Origin of the sequence: Actinosynnema sp. ALI-1.44, assembly GCF_001984155.1 — a bacterium.
Classification (GTDB): domain Bacteria; phylum Actinomycetota; class Actinomycetes; order Mycobacteriales; family Pseudonocardiaceae; genus Kibdelosporangium.
Genome location: NZ_MTQO01000052.1, coordinates 92,889 through 112,525 on the forward strand (window position 1 = coordinate 92,889; position 19,637 = coordinate 112,525).

Genomic DNA, 19,637 nt, shown 5'->3' on the forward strand with positions numbered 1-19,637 from the left:
ATGGCCATCGCGATGAAGGTGACCGTCAGCCCCGAGCGGATCTCGCTCGGGCCGGGCGAGTCGGCGGACGTCGAGGTGACGGTCCAGAACGCCAGCCAGGTCGTCGAGCACTTCGCCGCCCAGGTGGTCGGGCTGCCCAGCGCGGACCTGGTCCGCTGCGAACCGGACGTGGTGAAGCTGCGGCCGAAGGAGATCGGCACCCTGCGGATGCAGGTCTCGGTGCCCGAAAGAGGCGGAATGGTCGCCGGGCCGTACATCCTCGGCCTGGTGGTGAAGTCCCCGTACAGCAAGGAAGTCTCGCGCTGCGAGGAACTGCCTCTCGACGTGCGCCCGGCACCGGCGCTGACGATGAACGTGCAGCCGGAGGTGGCCAACGGCGGCAAGGTCGGCAACTACGTGGTGAACCTGGCCAACGAGGGCAACATGCCGATGGCCGTGACCCTGTCGGGCAACGACCCGGAGAACCGCGTGGGCTTCAAGTTCGCGCCGAGGGAGATCCGCCTGGAACCGGGAATGGTCGCCGGATCCCAGGTAACGGTGAACTCGGACCAACCACTGACCGGCCAGGAGAAGCGCAGGTCCGCGACCCTGCGCGCGAACGCCGGTGAAACCGTGGTGGAGAAACCGGTTTCGTTCGTCCAACGCCCGAAGATCCGCGGTGGCTGGATGAAGTTCGGCGCACTGGCGGCGGGCCTCGCGGTCCTGGGCGGCGCGACAGTGGGCGGCGCGCTGCTGCTGCGTGACATCAAGGGCGATCAGACCGTCGCAGCAAACAACAACCCCGCGGCACAACAAGTCCCCCAACCACAGCCGAACCCCCAGCCGAACCCGCAGCAACCACCTCCTCAGCAGTCAGGACAGCCGAACCCTTCGTCGGCCGCACCCCAACAGCCGCCGAACTCGCAGGCACCCCCACCGGCTCCACCAGGGCCGTCCGGCGCACCGGCACCGGTCCCGGTGACCACCACCATCGACTTCGAACAGAACCCCACCACCGGCCAACCAGCGGAAGGCAACGTCTCGATCCCGCCGAACCACTACGCGGAAAAAGGCCTGACCATGGCGGCACTGCCGGACCGGGGACCGATCGAGTGCAAGAACGCGAAGCAGCTGTGGATCAGGATCAACCAACCGAACCCGAACTCGACGGTGCCGGTGGCGGGCGCAGGCCTCTACCTGACGACGGGGATCCCCACCGAGATCAGGGACTGCAACATCGTTCCCATCCGCATGACATTCGCGAAACCCACGACCGCGGTGAACGTCTACTTCACGGGCGTCCAGGGAACGAAGTACACGGCGACCATGGTCTTCGCGGATGGAACACAACAGGCGGTCGAGGGAACGGCGACCAAGATCGGTGAGCGGGTCCCGATCCCCTTCCAGGTGCCGCAGGGCGGCCAGCCGATCAGGGAAGTGATCTTCGGCCTGAGCCCGAGTGTCGCACCGGATCGTGGCGGTAAGACCAACGTGCTGCTCAAGGGTGTTGGCTTCACCAGCATCCCGTAGACGAACGAGGGTTCAGTCAGAGAGAACCGAGAATCCCGCCGCTCCGGGATTCTCGGGTTTCAGTCGTCCTTGGTCACAGGAAGTAGGCCAGGGCCCACACCGTACCCATGGCCAGCACAGGCAGTCCGATCAGCAACGCCGTCTTCCACCACTGGCTCTTGCGCTTGGGGCCAGCGGCCACCGGTGGCGGCTCAGGCATCCACCGAGGCGGGAAAGCAGCTCCCGGCCACAACTCGCACCCGCAGATCTCGCATCGCTTGCGGTGCGGCGGATTCACTTGCCGACACTGTGGACAGTGCGGCCCCAGAGCACGAGCCGGATCCGGTCGCATCATCTGCTGCTGGGGCGGCGGAGGCGGCTGCCGGTAGGGCTGCCGGGGTGGGGCCTGGCGCGGCGGCGAAGGCATCTGACCGGTGTAGCTGATCACACCGTCCTCAGCGGGCTTGTGCGTCACTTTCTGCGGTTGCGGCTCCACATGCGCGGGCTTGTCCAACAACAAAGGGTATCCGCAGTGCGCACAGAGTTTCGCGCCCTGCGGTGGCACCGGGTGGCCACACTCGGGGCAGTTCATCGTTGCTCCTGCTTCTCGGACCTGACAACCAGATCCACTCGCACACCGACCGGGAGTTCGTCGGCGAGGAAGGTCATGACCTGCTTCTTGGTCAGCAGACCGGTGTGGTCCAACTCGACGGTCACCACATGGGAAGCCTGGGGGACGTCGTCCCGCGGGCCGAAAACACCGCCGGAGTCGATCACGTCGACCCGGCTGTCGGTCAACGCCTCCAGCAGCAACTCCAACCCACGGCTGGTCCCCCGCCACACCAGGGCCTGACCCACCGCCCTGATCAGCCTGCGCTGCGCGTCGCGGACGTTCGGGTCGTCGGAGGCCAGCATCGCCGCGTCGACGTCCACACCGATCCACGACGCCATGTAGACGAGCATGTCGGGCGAGGCCAGGTTGACGTCGAGTTCGTACTCGATGTCCGAGACCTGCTCTCGGACCGAGTCACCGATCTCCTCGAACGCGCGCACGAACCCGGCGATCACCTGGTCCCTGCGCATCGCGACCGGGAGTTGGTTCACCAGCCAGCCGGCGTGTCCGTTGGTCGTCATTGCCGGACCACCACCCGGTGGGACACCGACATGAACAGCTCTTCCTTCGCCAACTGGACGCGTTGGCCCGCTTCCTCCGGCTGTTGCTGGCCACGCAGGTCCGCGAGGAACATGTGGACCGTCTCGGCCCGGGACACGCCGGGCACCCCGCGCAGCACCGAGAAGATGTCCCCGATGGACAGGTCCGTGTCGAACGGCCAGCCGTTCCCGTCCGGCCCGCCGGTGATCGGGTTGACGAACGCGTACAGCGCGCGTTCGGCGTCCTCCCTGACCTTCTCCGGCCGCACGGTCGGTGCCGCGTGCACCTCGGCGACGACCGTGATCCCCTGGTACGACGGCGTGTCGATCCGGACCTGGGTGGTCAGCAGCCGCCGTCCGTCCAGGTAGCCCTTGATCTGGCCGACCAGGTCCTGTTTCAACGCCAGGTCCGGCAGCTTCATCGTCTCCGGTGCCACGTCGCTGCGCGGCACGACCAGCAGCCGCACCGGGTCGCCTGCCTTCAGCGGCGGCAGGCAACGGGCCCGCGCCACGCCCGGTGCCGCGGCCCGGGTGAGGCGCTCGAAGTCCTTGCCGGTCACCGCGCGGTGCCCGCCGCGCAGGTACAGCGGACCGCGGACCTTGGCGTTCTCCACCGATTCCGCGTCGACACCGCCCGTTGCCGGTTCGAGGTTGCGCACCGAGTCGACCGACTGGATCGCGCTCAACGGCACGGTCAGCTTGCCCGCGCCCACGTTGCCGCGCCGCCCGCCGCCGTAGCGGTAGCCGGTCACCCAGATCTGCGCGTCCTCCTCGGGAACCGCGCCGTACTGGCGGATCCGGCCGTCGCGGCCGATCACCCTCGGCCCGAACCGGATCTCACCGGTCGCACCGTTCCACGTGTACACGCGATCGGTGTCGGAGGCGTCGGTGAAGTCGGCGACTTCCATCCACGGCACGGGATCCGGGTCCGCTCCGGGTTCACGCCGTGGGGCCACGATCTCGACGCGTTCCCGCGCACCGCGCCGGGGCAGCACGGGCGCCCGCCGCACGACGTGGACCTGGCCCGGTTCGCCGGTGCTGGAGCCGAGCAGTTCGCGGGGAGCGGGTTCGGCGTGGTGCGCGGCGACCGCGCCGCCGAGGCCGACGACGTTGACCGAGTCCAGCAGTGGCGGGGTGTCGTACGTCTGACCGGGCACGGCCGGGTCGATCAGCTTGGCACGCACCCAGTGCGCCCGCACCGGGCCGATCGCGAGGTTCTCGTGGCGTCCCTTGAGCAGCAGGGTGACCTCGCCGGACGTGTTGAACCCGTCGCTGGTGTCGGTCAGCACCCTGGCGTTCGACCAGTCCCTGCCGTTCCAGCTCTGCCAGACCCGCGGTGGGTCGCGCGGGTCGATGCCGCGCCCGGCCGCACCGCTGACCTCGATGTCGACCCTGATCAGGTTGCCTTCGAGGCTTTCCTCGAAGCCCAGGTACATCGCGTCGTCGACGTGCAGCGACGGGAAGACCGGGATCTGCGTGCCGTCCAGGCCGAGTTCGTCGGTCTTGTTCTCGAACCGGCCGTCGGTCCTGGTCAGCAACGCGGTCAGCTTCGGGCGGACGAGCATCAGGTCCGTGTCGGTCATGAACACGATCTGGTCCTCGCCGTGCCCGCGCTCCGTGCCGACCTGGGTGCCGCCCGGCACCCTGATCGACTGCTCCGGCGGCGCGGCCAGCGTGAACAGGATGTCGGTGCGGGCGGGTGACGCCGACGCGAGTTCGATCCCGACCAGTTCGAGGAACTTCACGTACAGCCGGTCGGGCACCTGGTTGAGCCGGTACAGGATCATCTCGGTCATCCAGGCGAACAACTCGATCAACGCGACACCGGGGTCCGACACGTTGTGGTCGGTCCACTCGGGGCAGTGTCGTGCGATCCGTCGCTTCGCCTCGTCGACGATGTCCTGGAACCGGCGGTCGTCGAGATTTGGCGCGGGGAGACTCATGGCGCCGGTTCCTCCTGGGGGATCACGTAGAACGGGTAGACCAGGTTGCGGTGGTCGTTGGTCGCCTTGACGCGGTAGGCGATGTCGATCGAGATCATCGAACCGTCACCTTCCGGGGACGCGCTGACCTCTTCGAGTTCGACCCGCGGCTCCCACCGCGTCACCGCCTCCCGGACGCTTTGCTCGATCAGGCCGAGGGTGTTGGCGTTGACGGGCGCGAAGACCTGTTCCCACATGGCGCAGCCGAAGTCCGGGCGCATCACGCGTTCGCCGGGCGCGGTGGTCAGGATCATCCGCAGCGCGGCGTCGATCTCCTCGTCACCGTGCACGAGACGAACGCTGCCGCCCGGGGTGATCTGGCCGGGGAACGCCCAGCCGGAACCGATCAGGTCACCGTTGCCCGGTTCGCTCATCGCCCAACTCCCTGCTCAGTCCTCGTGAGTGGTTACCAGTGCCAGAACACGGGAGAACACTCACGATGTCTTCTAGTTCAGCTTGATCGGCTTGCCGGTCGCGGTGATCGCGGCCTTGGCCGTGATGTCGATCTTCGCCGCGTCCAGCTTCAGCGAGTTGGCTGCCTTGATCTCGACGTCCTTCGCACTGATCACCAGCTTCGTCTCACCGGTCAGTGTGGACTCGTCCTTCTCCAGCACCAGTTCGCACGCCGCGTCGCCGAGCTTGACGGTGATCCTGCTCTTCGGGTCGTCGGTCAGCACGATCCGGTGGTCCTTGCGGCTGGCCATGATCCGGTCCTTGACCTTGCCGTCCTGCGTCGGCTTCGGCTCCGGTGGCCTGTCCTTGCGGCCCCACAGCCCACCGAGGACGATCGGCCGCGACTTGTCGTCGTTCTCGAAGCCGACGAGCACCTCGTCGCCGACCTCGGGCAGCCACTCGATGCCCCGGGCCGCGCCCGCGCCGATCGTGGCGATCCTGGCCCACTGGCTCTCGTCCTCCGACAGGGTCGGGAACTTCACCTTGACCCGGGCCTGGCTTTCCCTGTCGTCGTTGTTGGTCACCACGCCGACGACCAGGCTGCCCCAGCCGCGGTGCTCCTGCCGGTTCGCGGTGCCACCGCCGCCGATCATGTCGACGAGGCTCTCGGCTTCCTTGGCACCGCAGGTGAACCGCGTGACGTAGGGGCGGTCAGCGCCGTAGACGTGTTCGACCGCGGTCACCCGGTACTTGCCCGCCAGGCGTTTGCCGACCTTGTCCAGCGTCACGTCGTTGCCCGCGCCGATCCACGGGTTGCCGACGGCCTCGCCGCGCAGCACCACGCCACCACCGGAAGCCTTGGCCATCAACGACTGGGCGCGCGCGTCCGCCTCGGACTGGCTCGCCGCGGGGAACTGCCCGGCTCGCCTGGTGACCTGCCCGAACGCTCGCTTGGCCGCGGCGGCCATCTGCGCGGCGGCCGGGGCGTCGGTGCCGGGGTCGGGGGTGTTGGCACGCCCGGTGATCGTCTTCTTGTCGACCGGGTCCCACGCCGTGACCACGACCTCGTCGCACGCGTCGACCGAGGCGAACCGCACCTTGAAGCTCCGCAGGTTCTCGCCCCATGTGAGCTTCGGTGCCTGGCCGCGGCCTGACGGCTTGCGCTTGAAGTGGAACTTGTTCTCCGTGATCCAGAAGTCGTAGCCGATCGAGCCCGCGATCCGGCGCAGGAACGCGTAGTCGGTCTCGCTGTGCTGCAACAGGTGCGTCCGGACGTCCGACGTGCCGTCGATGTCCGGATCGAGGCCGTACTCGCCGGAGACGCGGCGCGCGATGTCGGCGTCGGTCATGTTGGTGAACGCGCGGGACTTGCCGCCGCGTGCCATCCGGTGGGTCAGGTCCAGTCCCGTCACGACCAACTCGTGCCGCCCGGTCACACCGGGCTCCACCGACACCCCGGTGACCTCGCCGGACGTCACGACGACCGGCTCACCCTCGGCGCGGAACGCGATCTCGACCTTGGTGCCCGGCCGGAACTTGTCCTCGTCGAACAGCTCGAAGTGCGGGTCGTCGAACCGCAGCTCGAAGGAGTCCGGCAGCTGCACGGACTCCTCGACGTGCACGAGCATCAGCCTGCCGTAGAGCTCGGTCCGCAGTGGCGAGCCGTCCACGGTCAGGATGACGCCGTCAAGGCGGCGCTGTTCAGGCATACCGGCCGTCCCGTCGGCGGGTGCCCTGCTCGGGGATGGCCAGCTGCTTGCCCTTGGGCAGCGCCAACGGGTCCAGGATGCCGTTGGCCTCGGCGATCTGCCGCCAGCGCGTGGCGTCGCCGTAGTGCGCGGCCGCGACCCGGTCGAGCGTCTCGCCCGGCCGCAGCTGGTGCACGGTGTGCAGGGTCGGCGTGGACGACGTCGGGTTCTGCAGCGGCAGCTGCTCCTCGTCCTTCCACTGCTTGAGCGTGAGGTCCGCCTTGCACCGCAACGGCATGCCGGAGCTGGCGAAGTACGTGAACCGGATCTGCACGCGTTCGACGATGCACTTGAACGACTTCGTGTCGCCCCAGTGGAACTCCACCCACGGCGGACGCGCCTTGTTGCGGCTGGGGTCCGCGCCGGGCACGGCCGGGTTGACCTTCATCAGCTTGAGCAGTTTGTCGGTGTACTTGGTGACCGACTCGCCGTCGCGGGTGGTGTCGAACGTCAACGACATCGACATCGACGCCGACTGGCCGGACTGGAACCGCAGTTCGGGGGCGTTCTTGCCCTTGGCCTCGCCGCCCTGCCAGCTGTTGGACTTGCTGATGGTCAGCTCGGCCGGGTTGAACATGCAGCCGATCTGCTCCTTGCTCTCGGTCAGCAGGTACGCCTTGACAGCCGCCATCTAGAACACCCCCGCGTAGCGCCCGCCACGGCGTTCGAGCTGGCGGAGCAGTCGTTCTTCCAGAGCCTCTGCGATCCGGTCGAGATCCACACCGGACAGTGCCTGCTGGGCACCGGGTCCGAGCGCACCCGCCGCCTGGTTCATTGCCTGGTTGGCCGCGCCGGACACGGCGTTCTGCGCGTCGCCGACCGCGCCCATGGCCTGGTTGCCGAGATCCTGCACGGCGCCACCGGCCTGGGTCATCGCGCTGTTGACCCATTGGTTCGCCTGGCCCGCGACGCCGTTCACGCCGTCGGTCGCCATGCCTTGCAACTGGCCGACCACGCCCTGCGCGGCCTGCGTCGCCTGGCTGACGGCCTGGTTAGCCTCGCTCATGGCGGACTGGGTCGCTTCACGAACCGCGTTGTCCACGACGGTCCTGGCGATCTGGGACACCGCACCGACCACGCCGTTCGCGCCGCCGCCGACCGGCAGGCTGTCCACGAGGCCTGCCGAGACCGATCCGGCCTCGTCGCCCATCCGGTTGGCGAAGCCCGACGCGGCACTGGCGAAACGTTCGCTCATCCCACCGGCGGCACTGCTGAGTTCGCTCGCGCCGGACCCGATCGCGGACGTGGCGGTACCGGCCATCCCGCCGACCATGCCGGTCACCTGGTTGCCCAGTCCGCCGATCGCACCGGTCGCTTGGTTGGTCAGTCCGCCCACGACGCCCGACGGGCTCGGCAGCCCACCGCCGAACAGCCGCTGCACCCGCGTCGGCGCAACGGCGTCGAACTGGGATCCGACGGTCCGGGCGTGGCGCTCGTCGGAGTCCATGGATCCCGTGTGGTGGTGCAGCATGAACCGGGGGCGTGTCACGGGCGAGCGGGCGTGGGTGAGCTCGTGGGCCAGAACGCCGAGCCCGGCCGGGTCCGTGCCGGGCTGCTGTGCCAAGTGCACGACGCGGCCTGTGGTCGCGCCCAGCGCGCCGACCTCGTGGAGAGCTCGGCGGGTCGCGTGACCGGTCGTGTAGGAGGCGCCGTCCGGGCTGCCGGTCAGCTGTGCCACGAGTGGCCGGACGCTGCTCGGGAACGGCTTCGGCGACTCCAGCGGGACGGACGCGATCGCCGCACGCCACCGCTGCTCGGGTGACGCCGGGCGCTCTGCGACCTCGGGTGCCGCCGTTGGGAGCCACACTGGGATCGACACTGGGGGAAACGATGCCGCTGGCGACTGGTACGGGGCGGATCGCCCTGCCGTGTCCGGAGTGGTCGGTGAAAGCGACCGCCTGGCCACGAGTGGTTGGACCGCGGTGAGGCGAACAGGCGCGGACCTGGTCGCGGGCGACTGGGTCGCCTGGAACCCGGCCGCCGGTGATTCCCCGATGAACTGAGGAGCTGTCAACGGTTGGCCGGTCAGTGGCTGGGCGGCCACGCCGGGCAGTACCACCGACGACTGCTCCGCTGCTGCGCGCAGGGAGGCGGTCGCCGGTCCCACCGCCGACATGGGCCCCGGCGACTGTGTCACCTGGCCGAAAGCGGCCGCACGCTGGACCGCCGCCGTGACACCGCCGGTCGTCTTCGGGCGGATCGAGCGCACCAGCGAACGGATCGGTGCGACCACAATGGACGACGCGGCACGCTGAACCACCGCGGCCGGGCTCGGCACAGAAAGGTGCTGTGCCGCAGAGTGCCCGGCCTCCGCACCTCGCTGATCCGCGGAAATCCCGGCGGCGCCGGGCGGTGGGGCCATCGCCAGGTGTGCGGTCGAGCCGCCGACCACCGCGTCCTTCGGCGTGGACACCAGAGTGCGGCTCAGCACAGAGGTCTTGCTGGTCAACGGTGTGCGCCGAGCCAGCAGCGGCCGCTCGGCCGGGTTGGCCCGTGCGTGCGACTGGGTGTAGGTCGGTGCGCTCGACTCGGCGGCGGGGAAGCTGCCGGAACGGAACCCCGGCAGCAAACCGCCGACAAGCCGCTGGACCGCCATCCGCCACCACGGCGGGCGGACGGCCAGCGACTTGGCCGATACTACCGGGGCGGCCTGCGGGGCAGCCGGTTGCCTACGGCGAAACGGAACCAGCCCGCGCAGGCGGCCACCGAGGCCGCTACTTCGTCGGTTTGAAGCCACAGTGGCACACCTCCAGTTCCTCGGTGGCCAGGTCCTTCGACGTCGCGGCCAGCTTGGGACCGCTCCACTTGACCGGGAAGGCACCGGTGAAGTCCCAGCTGCGCACCACCTTGCCGGTCGAGTCCTTCAGCTCGACCGACCCGTGCCTGCGCTCGATCTTGTTGCCCGATGACTCGAGACCCTCCCCCGAGCACGTCGCGAACCAGTCGAAGAGCTCGTTCGACTCGGTGATCCCGCGCTTGAGCACGAGGTTGGGCCACTTCATCTGCTTGGGCAGCTTGTGCGTGAACTGGTTCTGCCCGCCTTCGACGAGTTCCTCGACGTCGATCTGCACCGACAGACCGGAGACCTCGAGGAACGTGCCGATCGTCAGTCCGTCCACTTTGAACACGAACTGGCCTGCGAACGGCGGGTCAGCCTTGCGCACCGGGTTATTCGCCATTGCCGCCACCGATCCCCTGCCAGAAACGTTCGTTCAATGTGCTGACTTCCTCCAGCAACGTGACCCGGTCGCCGTGTTCGAGGTCCAGCAGCTGGTCCAACCCCCAGTGCAAGTGGTAGGCCAGGTACGTGATCTCGCGCCACAGCGTCGCGGCGGCGTATCTCGTCAGCCCACGGCTGCCGCCTCCTCCGGGAAAGGGCTGCCCGGCTCCATCGACTCCAGGATCGACGGGTCACCGAAGTTGATGACCCGGTAGAAGTCCTGCAGATAGCGGTAGTCGCTGGCGAACAGCCGCTCGATGGTGCGGGTGGTGACCCGGCCGGACGTGCCGAGCTCAGTCACCACCCTGGCCAGCACGATCACGGTCGCGTACGCCTCGTTGTCCTTCACGCGGTTGTCGCGCAACGGCTCGATCTCGTCGCGAGCCGTCGCGAGCCGCATCACGCCCTCGCGGTGGATCACGCCTTCGTCGTCGACGAACCCCTTGGGCAGCGTGAACGGGTACTCGGTGTTCAAACTCATACCCGCTCAAGACCTTCGTGCGTGATGGTGACCTTCTCGGTGCTCACCGCGTTGGCGTCGGCCGAGAGCTCCGAGCCCTCCCACTTGGAGATCCACGCGTTGCTGAAGTTCCACCTGGCGACCTCCTCCATCTTGGAGTTCTTCGCCACGATGGAGCCGTTGCGGCGCGCCTTGGTGATGTCGCCCTCGATGATCTCCTTGCGCCACTCCCAGAGACCTGTGTCGTTGTCGACGCGGCGCTCGAGGGTGATGTCCGACCACTTCAGCGCGCCGATGGTCTTGATGATCATCATGCGGCCGTCTTTGTTGAGTTCCTTGTGCTCGATGACCTCGGACTCGTTGACGACGCCGCTGCACTTCATGAACGTGCCGAGCTCGATGCCGTCGGCCTCGATCACGAAGATGTTGGTGGCTGTCACGTCTGACATAGCGTCTGCTCCCTATTCCCTGGTCCCGGCCGTCAGTCCGAGGTCTCCGCGCCGCCCTGCCACTGGCTGAGGCGGAAGATCACGAACTCGGCCGGCTTGACCGGCGCGAGCCCGACGTCGACGATCAGCTTTCCTTCGTCCACAGAGGACGCGGGGTTGTTGGACTCGTCGCACAGCACGTAGAAGGCCTGGTCCGGCGTGTTGCCGACGAGGGCACCCTGCATCCAGAGGTTGCGCAGGAAGGCGTTGATGGTCCGCTTGACCCGTGCCCACAGGTCGGCGTCGTTCGGCTCGAACACCACCCACTGGGTGCCCTGGCGGATGGTCTCCTCGATGAAGTTGAACAACCGCCGCACGTTGATGTAACGCCAGCTCTGGTCGGTCGCGGCCAGCGTGCGCGCGCCCCAGATGCGGATGCCGTTGGCGCCGAACGACCGGATGCAGTTGACCTGCTGCGGGTTGAGCAGGTCCTGCTCGCCGGTGGTCACGTCGGCCTCGAGCCGGGCGATGCCGCGCACGACCTCGTTGGCCGGTGCCTTCCACACACCGCGGCCCGCGTCGGTGCGCGCCCAGACACCGGCGACGTGGCCGGACGGCGGGACGGTCAGGAACTTCTCGCCGTTGGTGGCGCCGGGGCGCGCCAACGGGTTCTGCACGACCAGGTGCGGGTAGTACGCGGCGCCGAAGGCACTGTCCTTGCCCAGCGCGGTGCGCCACTCGAGCGCCTGCTGGGCGTTGAGGCCGGGCGGGGAGTCCAGGATGGCCATCTTGGTGTGGCTGCGCTCGCACCAGTCGACCAGCTTCGCCTGCGCGGCGAGGTATCCCTCCGTGTCGAAGGTCCCGTCCTCGCGGGTGGCGACGGTGATCAGGTCGGGGATCGCCACCATCGTGACGTCCTCGGCGATCGCGAGCCCCTCGTAGCCGGTGCGGGAGACCTCGGAGCCCTCGAACTCGGTCGGCGAGACGGACTTGGTCACGGGCGCGGTCGCCTGGATGGCGTACCGGCCGGGAGCGGGCGCGCGCTCGGCCACCGACAGGCCCTGTGCGCTCTTGACCTCGACGCGGATCAGCTTGGAGCGCTCGTTGATCGTCTTCTCGGCGCTCTTCGGGCCACGGCCGAGGTGGACGCCGCCGAACTCCTCGCGGACCTGGCCGTTGTCGACGACCTTGAGCGTGAACTCCTGGCTGGCCTGCTCCCCCTCGGCGGGCGGGGCGGGCTCGATGACGACGTCGTAGGTGGCGGCCGGGTCGAGCGCCTCCACGTTCAGCGTCTCGATCTCCTGGCGGCCGGACGCGGGCAGCGCGCGCTGCGCCTTGCCCCGGCCGTTGCTGCTCGGGATCCGGACGATGTAGGCGATGCCGCCACCGTTCTCGAAGAACCCCTTCACCGAGTGCGGCAGCAGGATGCCCGGCGCGAAACCGCCGTAGACACGCTCGTACTGCGGCCAGCTGGTGACCAGCTGCGGCTTCACGCCGTCGGGGTCGGTCGGGTCGCCCGCGTCGGCGTTGTAGGTCGCGGTGAAACCCACGAACGCCGCGACGGCCGTGCCCACACCTTGCAGCGGCATCGAACCGCTGGGTCGCTCCTCGATGTAGACGCCTGGGGCGCCGTAAGTCGCCGCCATGAAGTGCTCCTTCTGCCTCGGCTTGGCTCGGCCTACAGGTTCTCTCGCACGCACGTGGTCATCACCGCCCTTTCGGGCGGCTATCGGTGCGGACCTGCCGGTTGCTGGGGCGACCGGCTCGGTGGACCCGAGTCGCATGCACGCGGACGCATCCGTTCACCAGGGGTATCGACTGGGGTTATGCCCCTCTGTTCTCATCAGGGCGCGCTTTCGTCCTGCACAGTTGACGAGATCGCCTGACGCGACCCGTCGGGGCGATCAGTGGGCACAGTCGGAAACAGGGCAGCCAACGACAACCGGATGGTCGGGGCATCACTCTCGCTGGGCAGGCGAGGCACACCGGGTACCCGCGCACGTCCGGCATTTCCCGCAGAGCCGCGGCACGACCGGTGACACGGGGGAACAGGAAAGCGTGGACATCACACACCACCATCTGCGGGTGATCATCGCCGTCGCGGAGGCGGGCAGCATCGGCAGGGCAGCGGTTCGGTTGCGCACCTCCCAGGCCGCGTTGTCGGCGAAACTGCGCCGGATCGAACAGTCGCTGGGCGGCGACCTGTTCGTGCGCAGCCGTTCCGGGTGCGTGCCGACACCGTTCGGCGACTCGGTGCTGACCGGGGCGCGGCAGACGGTCCGCGCGGAGCCGGGACCGGCGCCGAGACCGGAACCCCGCGAACCGATGCGGGTCCGGATCGGCGGGTACGCCGGGGTCATGATGGGTGAGCTCGGCAGACGGCTGGTCAGCGAGCCGTGGGTGTCCGGCGTGCGGCTGAGCGACAACCCGGACTCCAGGATCAACATCCGGATGATCGTGAACGGCGACCTGGACGTGGCGCTGGTCTACGACTGGCCGCCGGTGGCGCTGCCGACCCCGGCGTCGATCCGCGAACGCGTCATCCACGTGGCCGAACCGGTCTTCGTGATGATGTCGCAGAGCCACCCGCTCGCCGTCGCGCCGGTCCTGTCGCTGCGGGCGCTGGCGGACTACCCGTGGGTGGACGAGCCCGCCGGTATGACGACGTGGCCGACGTACCTGCGGCACGTGTGCAACCACGCCGGTGTCACCCTCCACAACAGACTGGCCGCGGCCAACTTGCTGGAGGCCCGGCGCCTGCTCACCACGTCAGCCGCCGTGGCACCCGTTGTCGCCACCACGGAGTCCACGCCCGGTCTGGCGATCCGCGCACTGGAAGGACATCCGCTGCGGCAACGGCTGCGGCTGGTCTACCGGCAGGGCACCCCGATCGGCGCGAGGATCACCAGAATCGTGCAGCACATCGGCAAGGCGTACGCCGAGCACCAGGGCTGCAACGCCGCGTTCCGCGCGTGGTGGCACGCGGAGGGATGTCACGCCATGCCCGTCCGGTGAACTCGCTACGGAGCGGGCAACGGCGAGCGGCCAAGGCTGGTCAGGAGTCCGGTCATGGTGGCGATTTCGCGTTGCTGGTCGGCGGCGACGACCTTGGCCACGTCACGGACCTGTTGCCGGTGCGCGGTTCGCGCGGCTGCGTCGGCCATCCGCACCCCGCCCTGGTGGTGGCGCACCATCAGTTGCAGGAACCAGATGTCCAGGTCGTCGCCGGTCGCGTCTTCCAATCGGTGCAGGTCCGGGATGGAGGCCAGTCCGGGCATGGGCGCGCCGCTGTGACCGGCGTGGCCTTCGCCGGTGGCGACCATGGGGGCGTTCCACAGCGACAGCCAGCCCTGGAACAGGCCGATCTCCTTGCGCTGGGCCGCCGCGATGCCCGCGGCGATCGCGGCGACCTGCGGTGAGGCGCGGCCGCGGACGAGCTCGGCCATGTCCACGGCCTGCTGGTGGTGCACGATCATGTCCTGGCTGAACGCGATGTCGGCCGGGTGGCCGCCGGGATCCGGCCGGGACGTCAGCAGCACACCACCCAACGCGCCGATCCCGACCAGAACCACAGCACAGACGGCAAGAACGACTCTCCTGCGCACAACTGGGCTCATGACAGCGGATAGGCGCCGTTGCCGAAGCGCAGTGCGAGCGCGCCGTTGTCGTCGCAGGACACCCACAACTTGTTGCCGTCGAACCTCGGCGGTGACATGCACCAGTCGGCGGTCAGGTCGACGATCCCGATGTAGGGCGGGGTTCCGAAGTTGCCGTTGACGAAGTCCGACACCGGGCTGCCGAGCGTGGACGTGACGTGCGCGGAGTTCGCCAACTGACCGCGTTTGGCCGCCTGGCCGGGCGGGTTGAAGTACGCGATCTCCCGCGGGCGGTTGAGGTCGCGGACGTCGAAGACCCGTACACCCGACTGGGTCCAGCCACACGCCAGCGCGGTTGGATCGGTCTGCCGGTCGAGCGAGCAGTAGTGCGCCTCGTAGCCGAAGATCCCGTTGCTCGCGGTGTCGGCGGCACGCGCGGAGACGTTCTCCGGGCGGTTGATCTCCAGCTTGAGCCGTCGCACGATCCGCGGGGCGCGCTCGTCGCCGATGTCGATGATCCGCACCCCGCCGGACGCGAACTCGTCCTCCACGACCAGGTACGGTTTGCCGCCCGAGGTGAACGGGATGACGTGCTGGCTGATCAGGCCGTCGGTCCAGGACAGGCTGGAAACCTGGCGCAGCATCGGGAACAGCGCCCTGCGCTGGATGTCGCTCGAGTCGAACACGGTGATCCCGGCCGGGGCGATGCTGGCGACGTAGATGCGGTTGCCGTCGTTGCTCACCCCGAACCCGTGGTGGGTCAGGCCGACGATGCCGGAGTACACCACCCGGGGACGGGCGGGGTCGACCACGTCGATCGCGGTGATGGTCCCGCCCACCACACCGGTGACCCAGTAGGTACGACCGTCCGGCGCCCAGCCGCCCTCATGCCCGCCGGGGATGAACATCGGCAGCGTCAGGTTGGTACCGGCGACGCTGTTGAGCAACCGGGGATGGGCGCAGTCGGTCTTGACGTCGTAGACGGAGAAGAAAATGCCGCCGTTGCCCGCACCGACCGACACCGCGGCCAGCAGGCCGCGGTCCTGGTGCACCTTGAGGGTCTCCCACGTGCCACCGAGCATCGCCGGACTGGCCAGTGACGCGCTGAGCTTCGGGTTGGCCGGATCGGCGAAGTCGATCACGTTGACCCCGCGGTGCTGGGCGAGGACGGTGCTGGTGACGACGCTGCCGAGGTACTGGCAATGACCGTAGGACGCGCCGACGGTGGCCTGCCCCTGACCCTGGAACTGGCCGACCAGGTCCAGGTTGCAGTGGTAACCGCCCCGCTGACTGCGCCCGCTGCGCCGGTCGGCCACCGGCACCTGCCCCTGGAGCCCGGTTTCGGGCGCGGATCCCGGCCCGCACACAGCACGGGAGACGTCGGAGTCACCGGGCCCGCTGGCATCCGCGGCCATGGGCACGCCGGTGAGTGGAACCACGGCCAGCGTCAGCGCCATCGCCAACCGGCTCAAACGCCATCGGACACCATTCACCACAGCACCTCCGTTGGTACCAGGCCGCGTCGCGCGCCCACCACAGGCAACGCCCGTCACGCCGGAAGGTGACGGACGCTCACCGGAATGGGTTACTCGTCCGCTGTGGACTGGTGGCTTCGAGCAGGATCCGCGCCAGTTCGCGCGGCTGGGAGAACATCGGCCAGTGGCCGGTGTCCATCTGGGCGAGCCGCCAGCGCTCGCCGGTCAGCAGTTTCGCCACGTCGTCGCTGGGCTCGGCACCGCCGAGCAGGCACAGGACGTAGGTCGCCGGGAGTTCGCCGAGTGGACGGCCCAGCACGGCGGGTTCGGTCAGCGTGGCGCCGGGGTGCGGCGTCGAGCCGTCCACGATCCGTGCGATCTGGTCGTCGGTGAGGCCGTGGCCGTCGTAGTGGGCCGCGGGTGCGGGCGGCCAGAACCCGCCGTTCTCGGCGATCGACACCTTCAGCGCCGCGCCGCCGTCCGGCCAGGTGGCGGTGAACGCCTCGCCGTCCGCCGGAACGCACGAATCGACGAAGACCACGCGGGCCAGCCGGTCACCGATCCGCTCTGCGGCCTGACCGACCGGGATGCCCGCGTAGCTGTGCCCCACCAGGACGACGTCACGCAGGTCCCGGCCTTCGACCTCGTCGACGACGTCCTGGACGTGGGTCTGCTGCCCGGCGGCAAACCCCTGCTTGTCGGCGAGGCCGGACAATGTCAACGGGTGAACGCCGTGACCGGCCGCCCGCAGGTGCGGGACTACCTCGTCCCACGCCCATGCCCCCAGCCGCGCGCCTGCGACCAGCACGAAATTCGCCATGGCCGCACCGTATCGGAGCCCGGTCAGATGTGCTCGCGGACGGCGGCGATCAAATTGGCTGCCGGTTGGTCGGCTGTGGGGCTGTTCCTGATGTGGTTCATGACGTAGCCGAACGCGAGGCCGGTCGCCGGGTCGGCGTAACCCAGCGAGCCGCCGAGGCCGCCGAACCCGAACGAAGTCGCCGAATGCCAGGCGGCGGTGGGGGTGGGCAGGCCGAACCCGAGTCCGACGTGGAACGGCTGGAGCGTGACGAGGTCGGGGCCGGAGGTGTGCTCGGCGGTGGCGGCGGCGAGAGTGGCCGGGCTGAGGACACGGTGACCGTCGACCTCGCCGATGAGGGCGGCGTAGAACCGGGCCAGTGCGCGGGCGCTGCAGATGCCGTTGGTCGCGGGAATTTCGGCGGCCTGTTCGTCGGGGTCGTTGTGGTCGAACGACGGCTCGACGCAACTGTAGGCGCGGCGGGTCAGCGAGGTCGGGTCGAACAGCGCGGCGGCGAGGGCGCGGATGGGTTCGGGCAACTGGTCGAGGTCGATCGCCTGGTCGAAGTCGGCCGGGGGTTGCACGAGGCGGCTGACCCTGTGGTGCTCGCTCTTGGGCAGTCCGATGTGGAAGTCCAGGTCGAGCGGTGTGGCGATCTCGTCGTGGAAGAAGCCGCCGACAGTGCGGCCGGTGATCCGGCGGACGACTTCACCCACCAGCCAGCCGTAGGTGAGCGCGTGGTAGCCGTGCCGGGTACCGGGCTGCCACTGAGGGCGTTGCGCGGCAAGGGCTTCGACCATCGGGTGCCAGACAAGGGCGTCGGCGCGGGCGACCGGGTGGTCCAGTGCGACCAAACCTGCCTGGTGGGTCAACAACCAGCGAACCGGGATGTCCTGTTTGCCCTCGGCGGCGAACTCGGGCCAGTAGGACGCGACCGGTGCGTCCAGGTCCAGTTCGCCACGCTGGACGAGTAGAAGCGCGCACGCCGCCGTTGCGGCTTTGGTGGTGGAGTAGACGACCTGCAGCGTGTCGCGGTCCCATGGCCGGTCGCTCGCCGGATCGGCGATCCCGCCCCACAGGTCGACGACGGGCCGGCCGTGCAGGTAAACGCTGACCGCGGCGCCGATCTCGACCCCGTCGGCGAAGTTCGCCGCGAACACCTCCCTGACCGCATCGAACCCGCGGGCGGTGAACCCGTTGACCTCAGACATCCGAACTCCTCGAAGTATCGCGGTTCTCGACCGCGAGTCGGCAGAACGTGACGAGTTCGCGGGTGTACGAGGCCACGTCAAGATCTGGTGTGGTCAGCAGCCGCTGCAACGCGCCGGACAGCTGGTCCCTGATGAGCACAGCCACAACACGCGGGACGAAGTCGTCACGGAACTCGCCGTCCCGCTGCCCGCGGGTCAGAACCTGTTCGATGCCGTCCAGTTCGGCGTCGTTGGCCCGGTCCACCCAGCGCTCCCGCGCCTGCGGGTACCCGTGAATGATCTGCACCAGCGCCCGCATGTGCACGCGGTGCGAGTCGTAGAACGCGACGCTGCCCTCCACGAACGCAAGCAGCGCTGCGGCACTGGACATGGGATGGTCAGCGCGCAGGCGGATCTGTTCGCTGCCCGTGCCGTAGACATTCGCCACCACCTCGCCGATCAGCTCGTCCTTGTCGGCGAAGTGGTAGGAGATCAGCCCAGGACTGCTCAAACCGGCCCGCTTGGCGATCCGCGCGAACGAGGCGCCGCCATACCCCACCTCGGCGATCGTCTCGATCGCGGCCTTGACGATCTGGGCGCGCCTTGCGCCCTCGGTGAAGGTCAGCTCCCGTTTAGGTTGCACAACCTAAAATTAGCTTAGCTGACCTAACCCTCGTCGACTGGGTCGACGGATGGCGACTACGGCGGATGGATACGACCTCCGGGCTGCTCTGCCGTCCGCATGAAGCGGGTGTCAGGTGGATCTGACTGACGCCGCCTGATCGAGTGCCAAGTTTTGTTGTGCGGCACGACCTCGAACGCGGGCGGCACCACAGCGCTGCTGCGAGACCGGACGCGCATCAGCCCCGTGAAGCCGACGGGGATCGGCTCACCGATCCGGAAGGACAGCGACTGGCCGAACGCCACGTCCTCGAAGCTCGTCGGCTTTCCGGTCCGCTCCTCGCCCTTGAGCAGATAGGCACCGTCGAAGGTCGCGTCGCCCCGGAACTGGGAATCGGACAGGTCCACTCCCCACTGGAAGATCGCGTCGTCGAAGTCCGCCGAGCCGGTGACGTCTATTCTCCAGGTGACGTCCGAGCCGAAGGACACGCTCTGGCATTTGAGCGCGCCGCGAAAGGCGGTCGCCAGCGCTCGGCACTTACCGGAAAGATTCGAAGCCGAGAAGTCGGCATCGCCGTGGAAGATGGCGTCATCCAGAGTCAGGCCGCCAAGCTCGCAGTAGGTGAACTTCGCCGTACCGAACAGTGTCGCTCCACGCAGGGACAGTTCACTGGTCGCCTTGATGCTCTCGAATACGGTGGCTTGGTGGAACGACGCGTTGTCCGCCTGCAAGGAAGTCAGTTTCACTGAGCGCAGGGTGAAGTTCTCGAGCACCGCGCCCGTCAGGTCGAGCCGCATCGGCTCGGCAGCCGCGGTGAGCAGGTCCTGTATCAGCCGTTGTGAGGTCAGGCGTACTTGTCGCTCGTTGTCGGCCTTGTCCGCATCGACCACAGGACCGGTCATACCTCGTGCCGTCCGGTATTGAATGTGGTCGAAAGGTCTACGCAAGTACGCGCACAGAATGTCGATGACGGTCTGTTGCATGCCGGGCCACGTTTTGGCCAGCCCTGCCAAGGCGTGCAGCGCACCGACCCTCACGTGATCAGCCTCGTCGCCCAGCAGTTCCACAGCGCCCAGCTTCCCGC

The 19,637-nt window shown here is 68.5% G+C and carries 20 protein-coding genes; 2 read left to right on the forward strand and 18 right to left on the reverse strand.

Going from position 1 to position 19,637, the window contains the following annotated elements:
• Positions 1 to 1,509 carry a COG1470 family protein gene (locus tag ALI144C_RS38335; RefSeq protein ID WP_143231125.1) on the forward strand — a complete coding sequence of 503 codons (1,509 nt, stop codon included), beginning with the start codon at positions 1 to 3 and terminating at the stop codon, positions 1,507 to 1,509.
• Between the two features lie 73 nt (positions 1,510 to 1,582).
• On the opposite strand, the gene ALI144C_RS58535 is transcribed toward ALI144C_RS38335, so the two are convergent.
• From ALI144C_RS58535 to ALI144C_RS38390, 12 genes are all read right to left on the reverse strand, one after another.
• Complete coding sequence (locus ALI144C_RS58535) at positions 1,583 to 1,708, reverse strand: hypothetical protein (RefSeq protein WP_269086724.1); 126 nt, start codon at positions 1,706 to 1,708, stop codon at positions 1,583 to 1,585.
• Positions 1,709 to 2,076: 368 nt separating this feature from the next.
• Positions 2,077 to 2,622: a hypothetical protein gene (locus ALI144C_RS38340; RefSeq protein ID WP_076992153.1), complete on the reverse strand. Its 546-nt coding sequence runs from the start codon at positions 2,620 to 2,622 to the stop codon at positions 2,077 to 2,079.
• A complete protein-coding gene (locus tag ALI144C_RS38345) occupies positions 2,619 to 4,583 on the reverse strand; it encodes a putative baseplate assembly protein (protein WP_076992154.1) in 1,965 nt (654 codons plus the stop codon). The genes ALI144C_RS38340 and ALI144C_RS38345 overlap by 4 nt, the downstream gene beginning before the upstream one ends.
• Positions 4,580 to 4,996: a GPW/gp25 family protein gene (locus ALI144C_RS38350; RefSeq protein ID WP_076992155.1), complete on the reverse strand. Its 417-nt coding sequence runs from the start codon at positions 4,994 to 4,996 to the stop codon at positions 4,580 to 4,582. Before ALI144C_RS38350 ends, ALI144C_RS38345 begins: the two co-directional genes overlap by 4 nt.
• 72 nt (positions 4,997 to 5,068) lie before the next feature.
• Positions 5,069 to 6,724 (reverse strand): VgrG-related protein, encoded by a 1,656-nt coding sequence (locus ALI144C_RS38355; RefSeq protein WP_076992156.1) that lies wholly within the window; start codon positions 6,722 to 6,724, stop codon positions 5,069 to 5,071.
• Positions 6,717 to 7,394 (reverse strand): CIS tube protein, encoded by a 678-nt coding sequence (locus ALI144C_RS38360; protein WP_076992157.1) that lies wholly within the window; start codon positions 7,392 to 7,394, stop codon positions 6,717 to 6,719. The genes ALI144C_RS38355 and ALI144C_RS38360 overlap by 8 nt, the downstream gene beginning before the upstream one ends.
• Entirely contained in the window at positions 7,395 to 9,359 is a 1,965-nt protein-coding gene (locus tag ALI144C_RS38365; RefSeq protein WP_076992158.1) for an eCIS core domain-containing protein, read from the reverse strand.
• A 118-nt stretch (positions 9,360 to 9,477) separates the two neighbouring features.
• Complete coding sequence (locus tag ALI144C_RS38370) at positions 9,478 to 9,942, reverse strand: phage tail protein (RefSeq protein ID WP_076992159.1); 465 nt, start codon at positions 9,940 to 9,942, stop codon at positions 9,478 to 9,480.
• Entirely contained in the window at positions 9,932 to 10,111 is a 180-nt protein-coding gene (locus ALI144C_RS58765) for a DUF6760 family protein (protein ID WP_042193283.1), read from the reverse strand. Before ALI144C_RS58765 ends, ALI144C_RS38370 begins: the two co-directional genes overlap by 11 nt.
• Positions 10,108 to 10,464, reverse strand: coding sequence for a hypothetical protein (locus ALI144C_RS38380; protein ID WP_076992160.1), 357 nt, complete (start codon positions 10,462 to 10,464; stop codon positions 10,108 to 10,110). Before ALI144C_RS38380 ends, ALI144C_RS58765 begins: the two co-directional genes overlap by 4 nt.
• The gene (locus ALI144C_RS38385) at positions 10,461 to 10,892 is read right to left on the reverse strand and encodes a phage tail protein (protein ID WP_076992161.1); all 432 of its coding nucleotides are present in this window, start codon (positions 10,890 to 10,892) and stop codon (positions 10,461 to 10,463) included. Before ALI144C_RS38385 ends, ALI144C_RS38380 begins: the two co-directional genes overlap by 4 nt.
• A 32-nt stretch (positions 10,893 to 10,924) precedes the next feature.
• Positions 10,925 to 12,517: a phage tail sheath family protein gene (locus tag ALI144C_RS38390; RefSeq protein ID WP_076992162.1), complete on the reverse strand. Its 1,593-nt coding sequence runs from the start codon at positions 12,515 to 12,517 to the stop codon at positions 10,925 to 10,927.
• Between the two features lie 412 nt (positions 12,518 to 12,929).
• Here ALI144C_RS38390 and ALI144C_RS38395 point away from each other — a divergent pair, with 412 nt between their 5' ends.
• The gene (locus ALI144C_RS38395; protein ID WP_076992163.1) at positions 12,930 to 13,886 is read left to right on the forward strand and encodes a LysR family transcriptional regulator; all 957 of its coding nucleotides are present in this window, start codon (positions 12,930 to 12,932) and stop codon (positions 13,884 to 13,886) included.
• A gap of 5 nt (positions 13,887 to 13,891) precedes the next feature.
• Here the strand turns inward: ALI144C_RS38395 and ALI144C_RS38400 are convergent, their stop codons facing one another.
• The 6 genes from ALI144C_RS38400 to ALI144C_RS38425 all read right to left on the reverse strand — a co-directional run bounded on the left by ALI144C_RS38400 (position 13,892) and on the right by ALI144C_RS38425 (position 19,620).
• On the reverse strand, positions 13,892 to 14,443 hold the full coding sequence (locus ALI144C_RS38400; protein ID WP_168211457.1) for a DUF305 domain-containing protein: 552 nt from the start codon (positions 14,441 to 14,443) through the stop codon (positions 13,892 to 13,894).
• Positions 14,444 to 14,484: 41 nt separating this feature from the next.
• Positions 14,485 to 15,960 (reverse strand): LVIVD repeat-containing protein, encoded by a 1,476-nt coding sequence (locus tag ALI144C_RS38405; protein WP_202819156.1) that lies wholly within the window; start codon positions 15,958 to 15,960, stop codon positions 14,485 to 14,487.
• Positions 15,961 to 16,039: 79 nt separating this feature from the next.
• Entirely contained in the window at positions 16,040 to 16,762 is a 723-nt protein-coding gene (locus ALI144C_RS38410) for an alpha/beta fold hydrolase (RefSeq protein WP_076992166.1), read from the reverse strand.
• Between the two features lie 23 nt (positions 16,763 to 16,785).
• Positions 16,786 to 17,952 carry a serine hydrolase domain-containing protein gene (locus tag ALI144C_RS38415; protein ID WP_076992167.1) on the reverse strand — a complete coding sequence of 389 codons (1,167 nt, stop codon included), beginning with the start codon at positions 17,950 to 17,952 and terminating at the stop codon, positions 16,786 to 16,788.
• On the reverse strand, positions 17,945 to 18,574 hold the full coding sequence (locus ALI144C_RS38420) for a TetR/AcrR family transcriptional regulator (RefSeq protein ID WP_076992168.1): 630 nt from the start codon (positions 18,572 to 18,574) through the stop codon (positions 17,945 to 17,947). The genes ALI144C_RS38415 and ALI144C_RS38420 overlap by 8 nt, the downstream gene beginning before the upstream one ends.
• A 56-nt stretch (positions 18,575 to 18,630) precedes the next feature.
• Entirely contained in the window at positions 18,631 to 19,620 is a 990-nt protein-coding gene (locus ALI144C_RS38425) for a pentapeptide repeat-containing protein (protein WP_143231126.1), read from the reverse strand.
• Positions 19,621 to 19,637 lie beyond the last annotated feature (17 nt).

What these genes read in the sequence shown, in the direction of transcription:
- ALI144C_RS38335 (WP_143231125.1), top strand. Translation starts at nt 1, where the DNA reads ATGGCCATCGCGATGAAGGTGACCGTCAGCCCCGAGCGGATCTCGCTC.
- ALI144C_RS58535 (WP_269086724.1), bottom strand. Translation starts at nt 1,708, where the DNA reads ATGCCTGAGCCGCCACCGGTGGCCGCTGGCCCCAAGCGCAAGAGCCAG.
- ALI144C_RS38340 (WP_076992153.1), bottom strand. Translation starts at nt 2,622, where the DNA reads ATGACGACCAACGGACACGCCGGCTGGCTGGTGAACCAACTCCCGGTC.
- ALI144C_RS38345 (WP_076992154.1), bottom strand. Translation starts at nt 4,583, where the DNA reads ATGAGTCTCCCCGCGCCAAATCTCGACGACCGCCGGTTCCAGGACATC.
- ALI144C_RS38350 (WP_076992155.1), bottom strand. Translation starts at nt 4,996, where the DNA reads ATGAGCGAACCGGGCAACGGTGACCTGATCGGTTCCGGCTGGGCGTTC.
- ALI144C_RS38355 (WP_076992156.1), bottom strand. Translation starts at nt 6,724, where the DNA reads ATGCCTGAACAGCGCCGCCTTGACGGCGTCATCCTGACCGTGGACGGC.
- ALI144C_RS38360 (WP_076992157.1), bottom strand. Translation starts at nt 7,394, where the DNA reads ATGGCGGCTGTCAAGGCGTACCTGCTGACCGAGAGCAAGGAGCAGATC.
- ALI144C_RS38365 (WP_076992158.1), bottom strand. Translation starts at nt 9,359, where the DNA reads ATGGCGGTCCAGCGGCTTGTCGGCGGTTTGCTGCCGGGGTTCCGTTCC.
- ALI144C_RS38370 (WP_076992159.1), bottom strand. Translation starts at nt 9,942, where the DNA reads ATGGCGAATAACCCGGTGCGCAAGGCTGACCCGCCGTTCGCAGGCCAG.
- ALI144C_RS38380 (WP_076992160.1), bottom strand. Translation starts at nt 10,464, where the DNA reads ATGAGTTTGAACACCGAGTACCCGTTCACGCTGCCCAAGGGGTTCGTC.
- ALI144C_RS38385 (WP_076992161.1), bottom strand. Translation starts at nt 10,892, where the DNA reads ATGTCAGACGTGACAGCCACCAACATCTTCGTGATCGAGGCCGACGGC.
- ALI144C_RS38390 (WP_076992162.1), bottom strand. Translation starts at nt 12,517, where the DNA reads ATGGCGGCGACTTACGGCGCCCCAGGCGTCTACATCGAGGAGCGACCC.
- ALI144C_RS38410 (WP_076992166.1), bottom strand. Translation starts at nt 16,762, where the DNA reads ATGGCGAATTTCGTGCTGGTCGCAGGCGCGCGGCTGGGGGCATGGGCG.
- ALI144C_RS38415 (WP_076992167.1), bottom strand. Translation starts at nt 17,952, where the DNA reads ATGTCTGAGGTCAACGGGTTCACCGCCCGCGGGTTCGATGCGGTCAGG.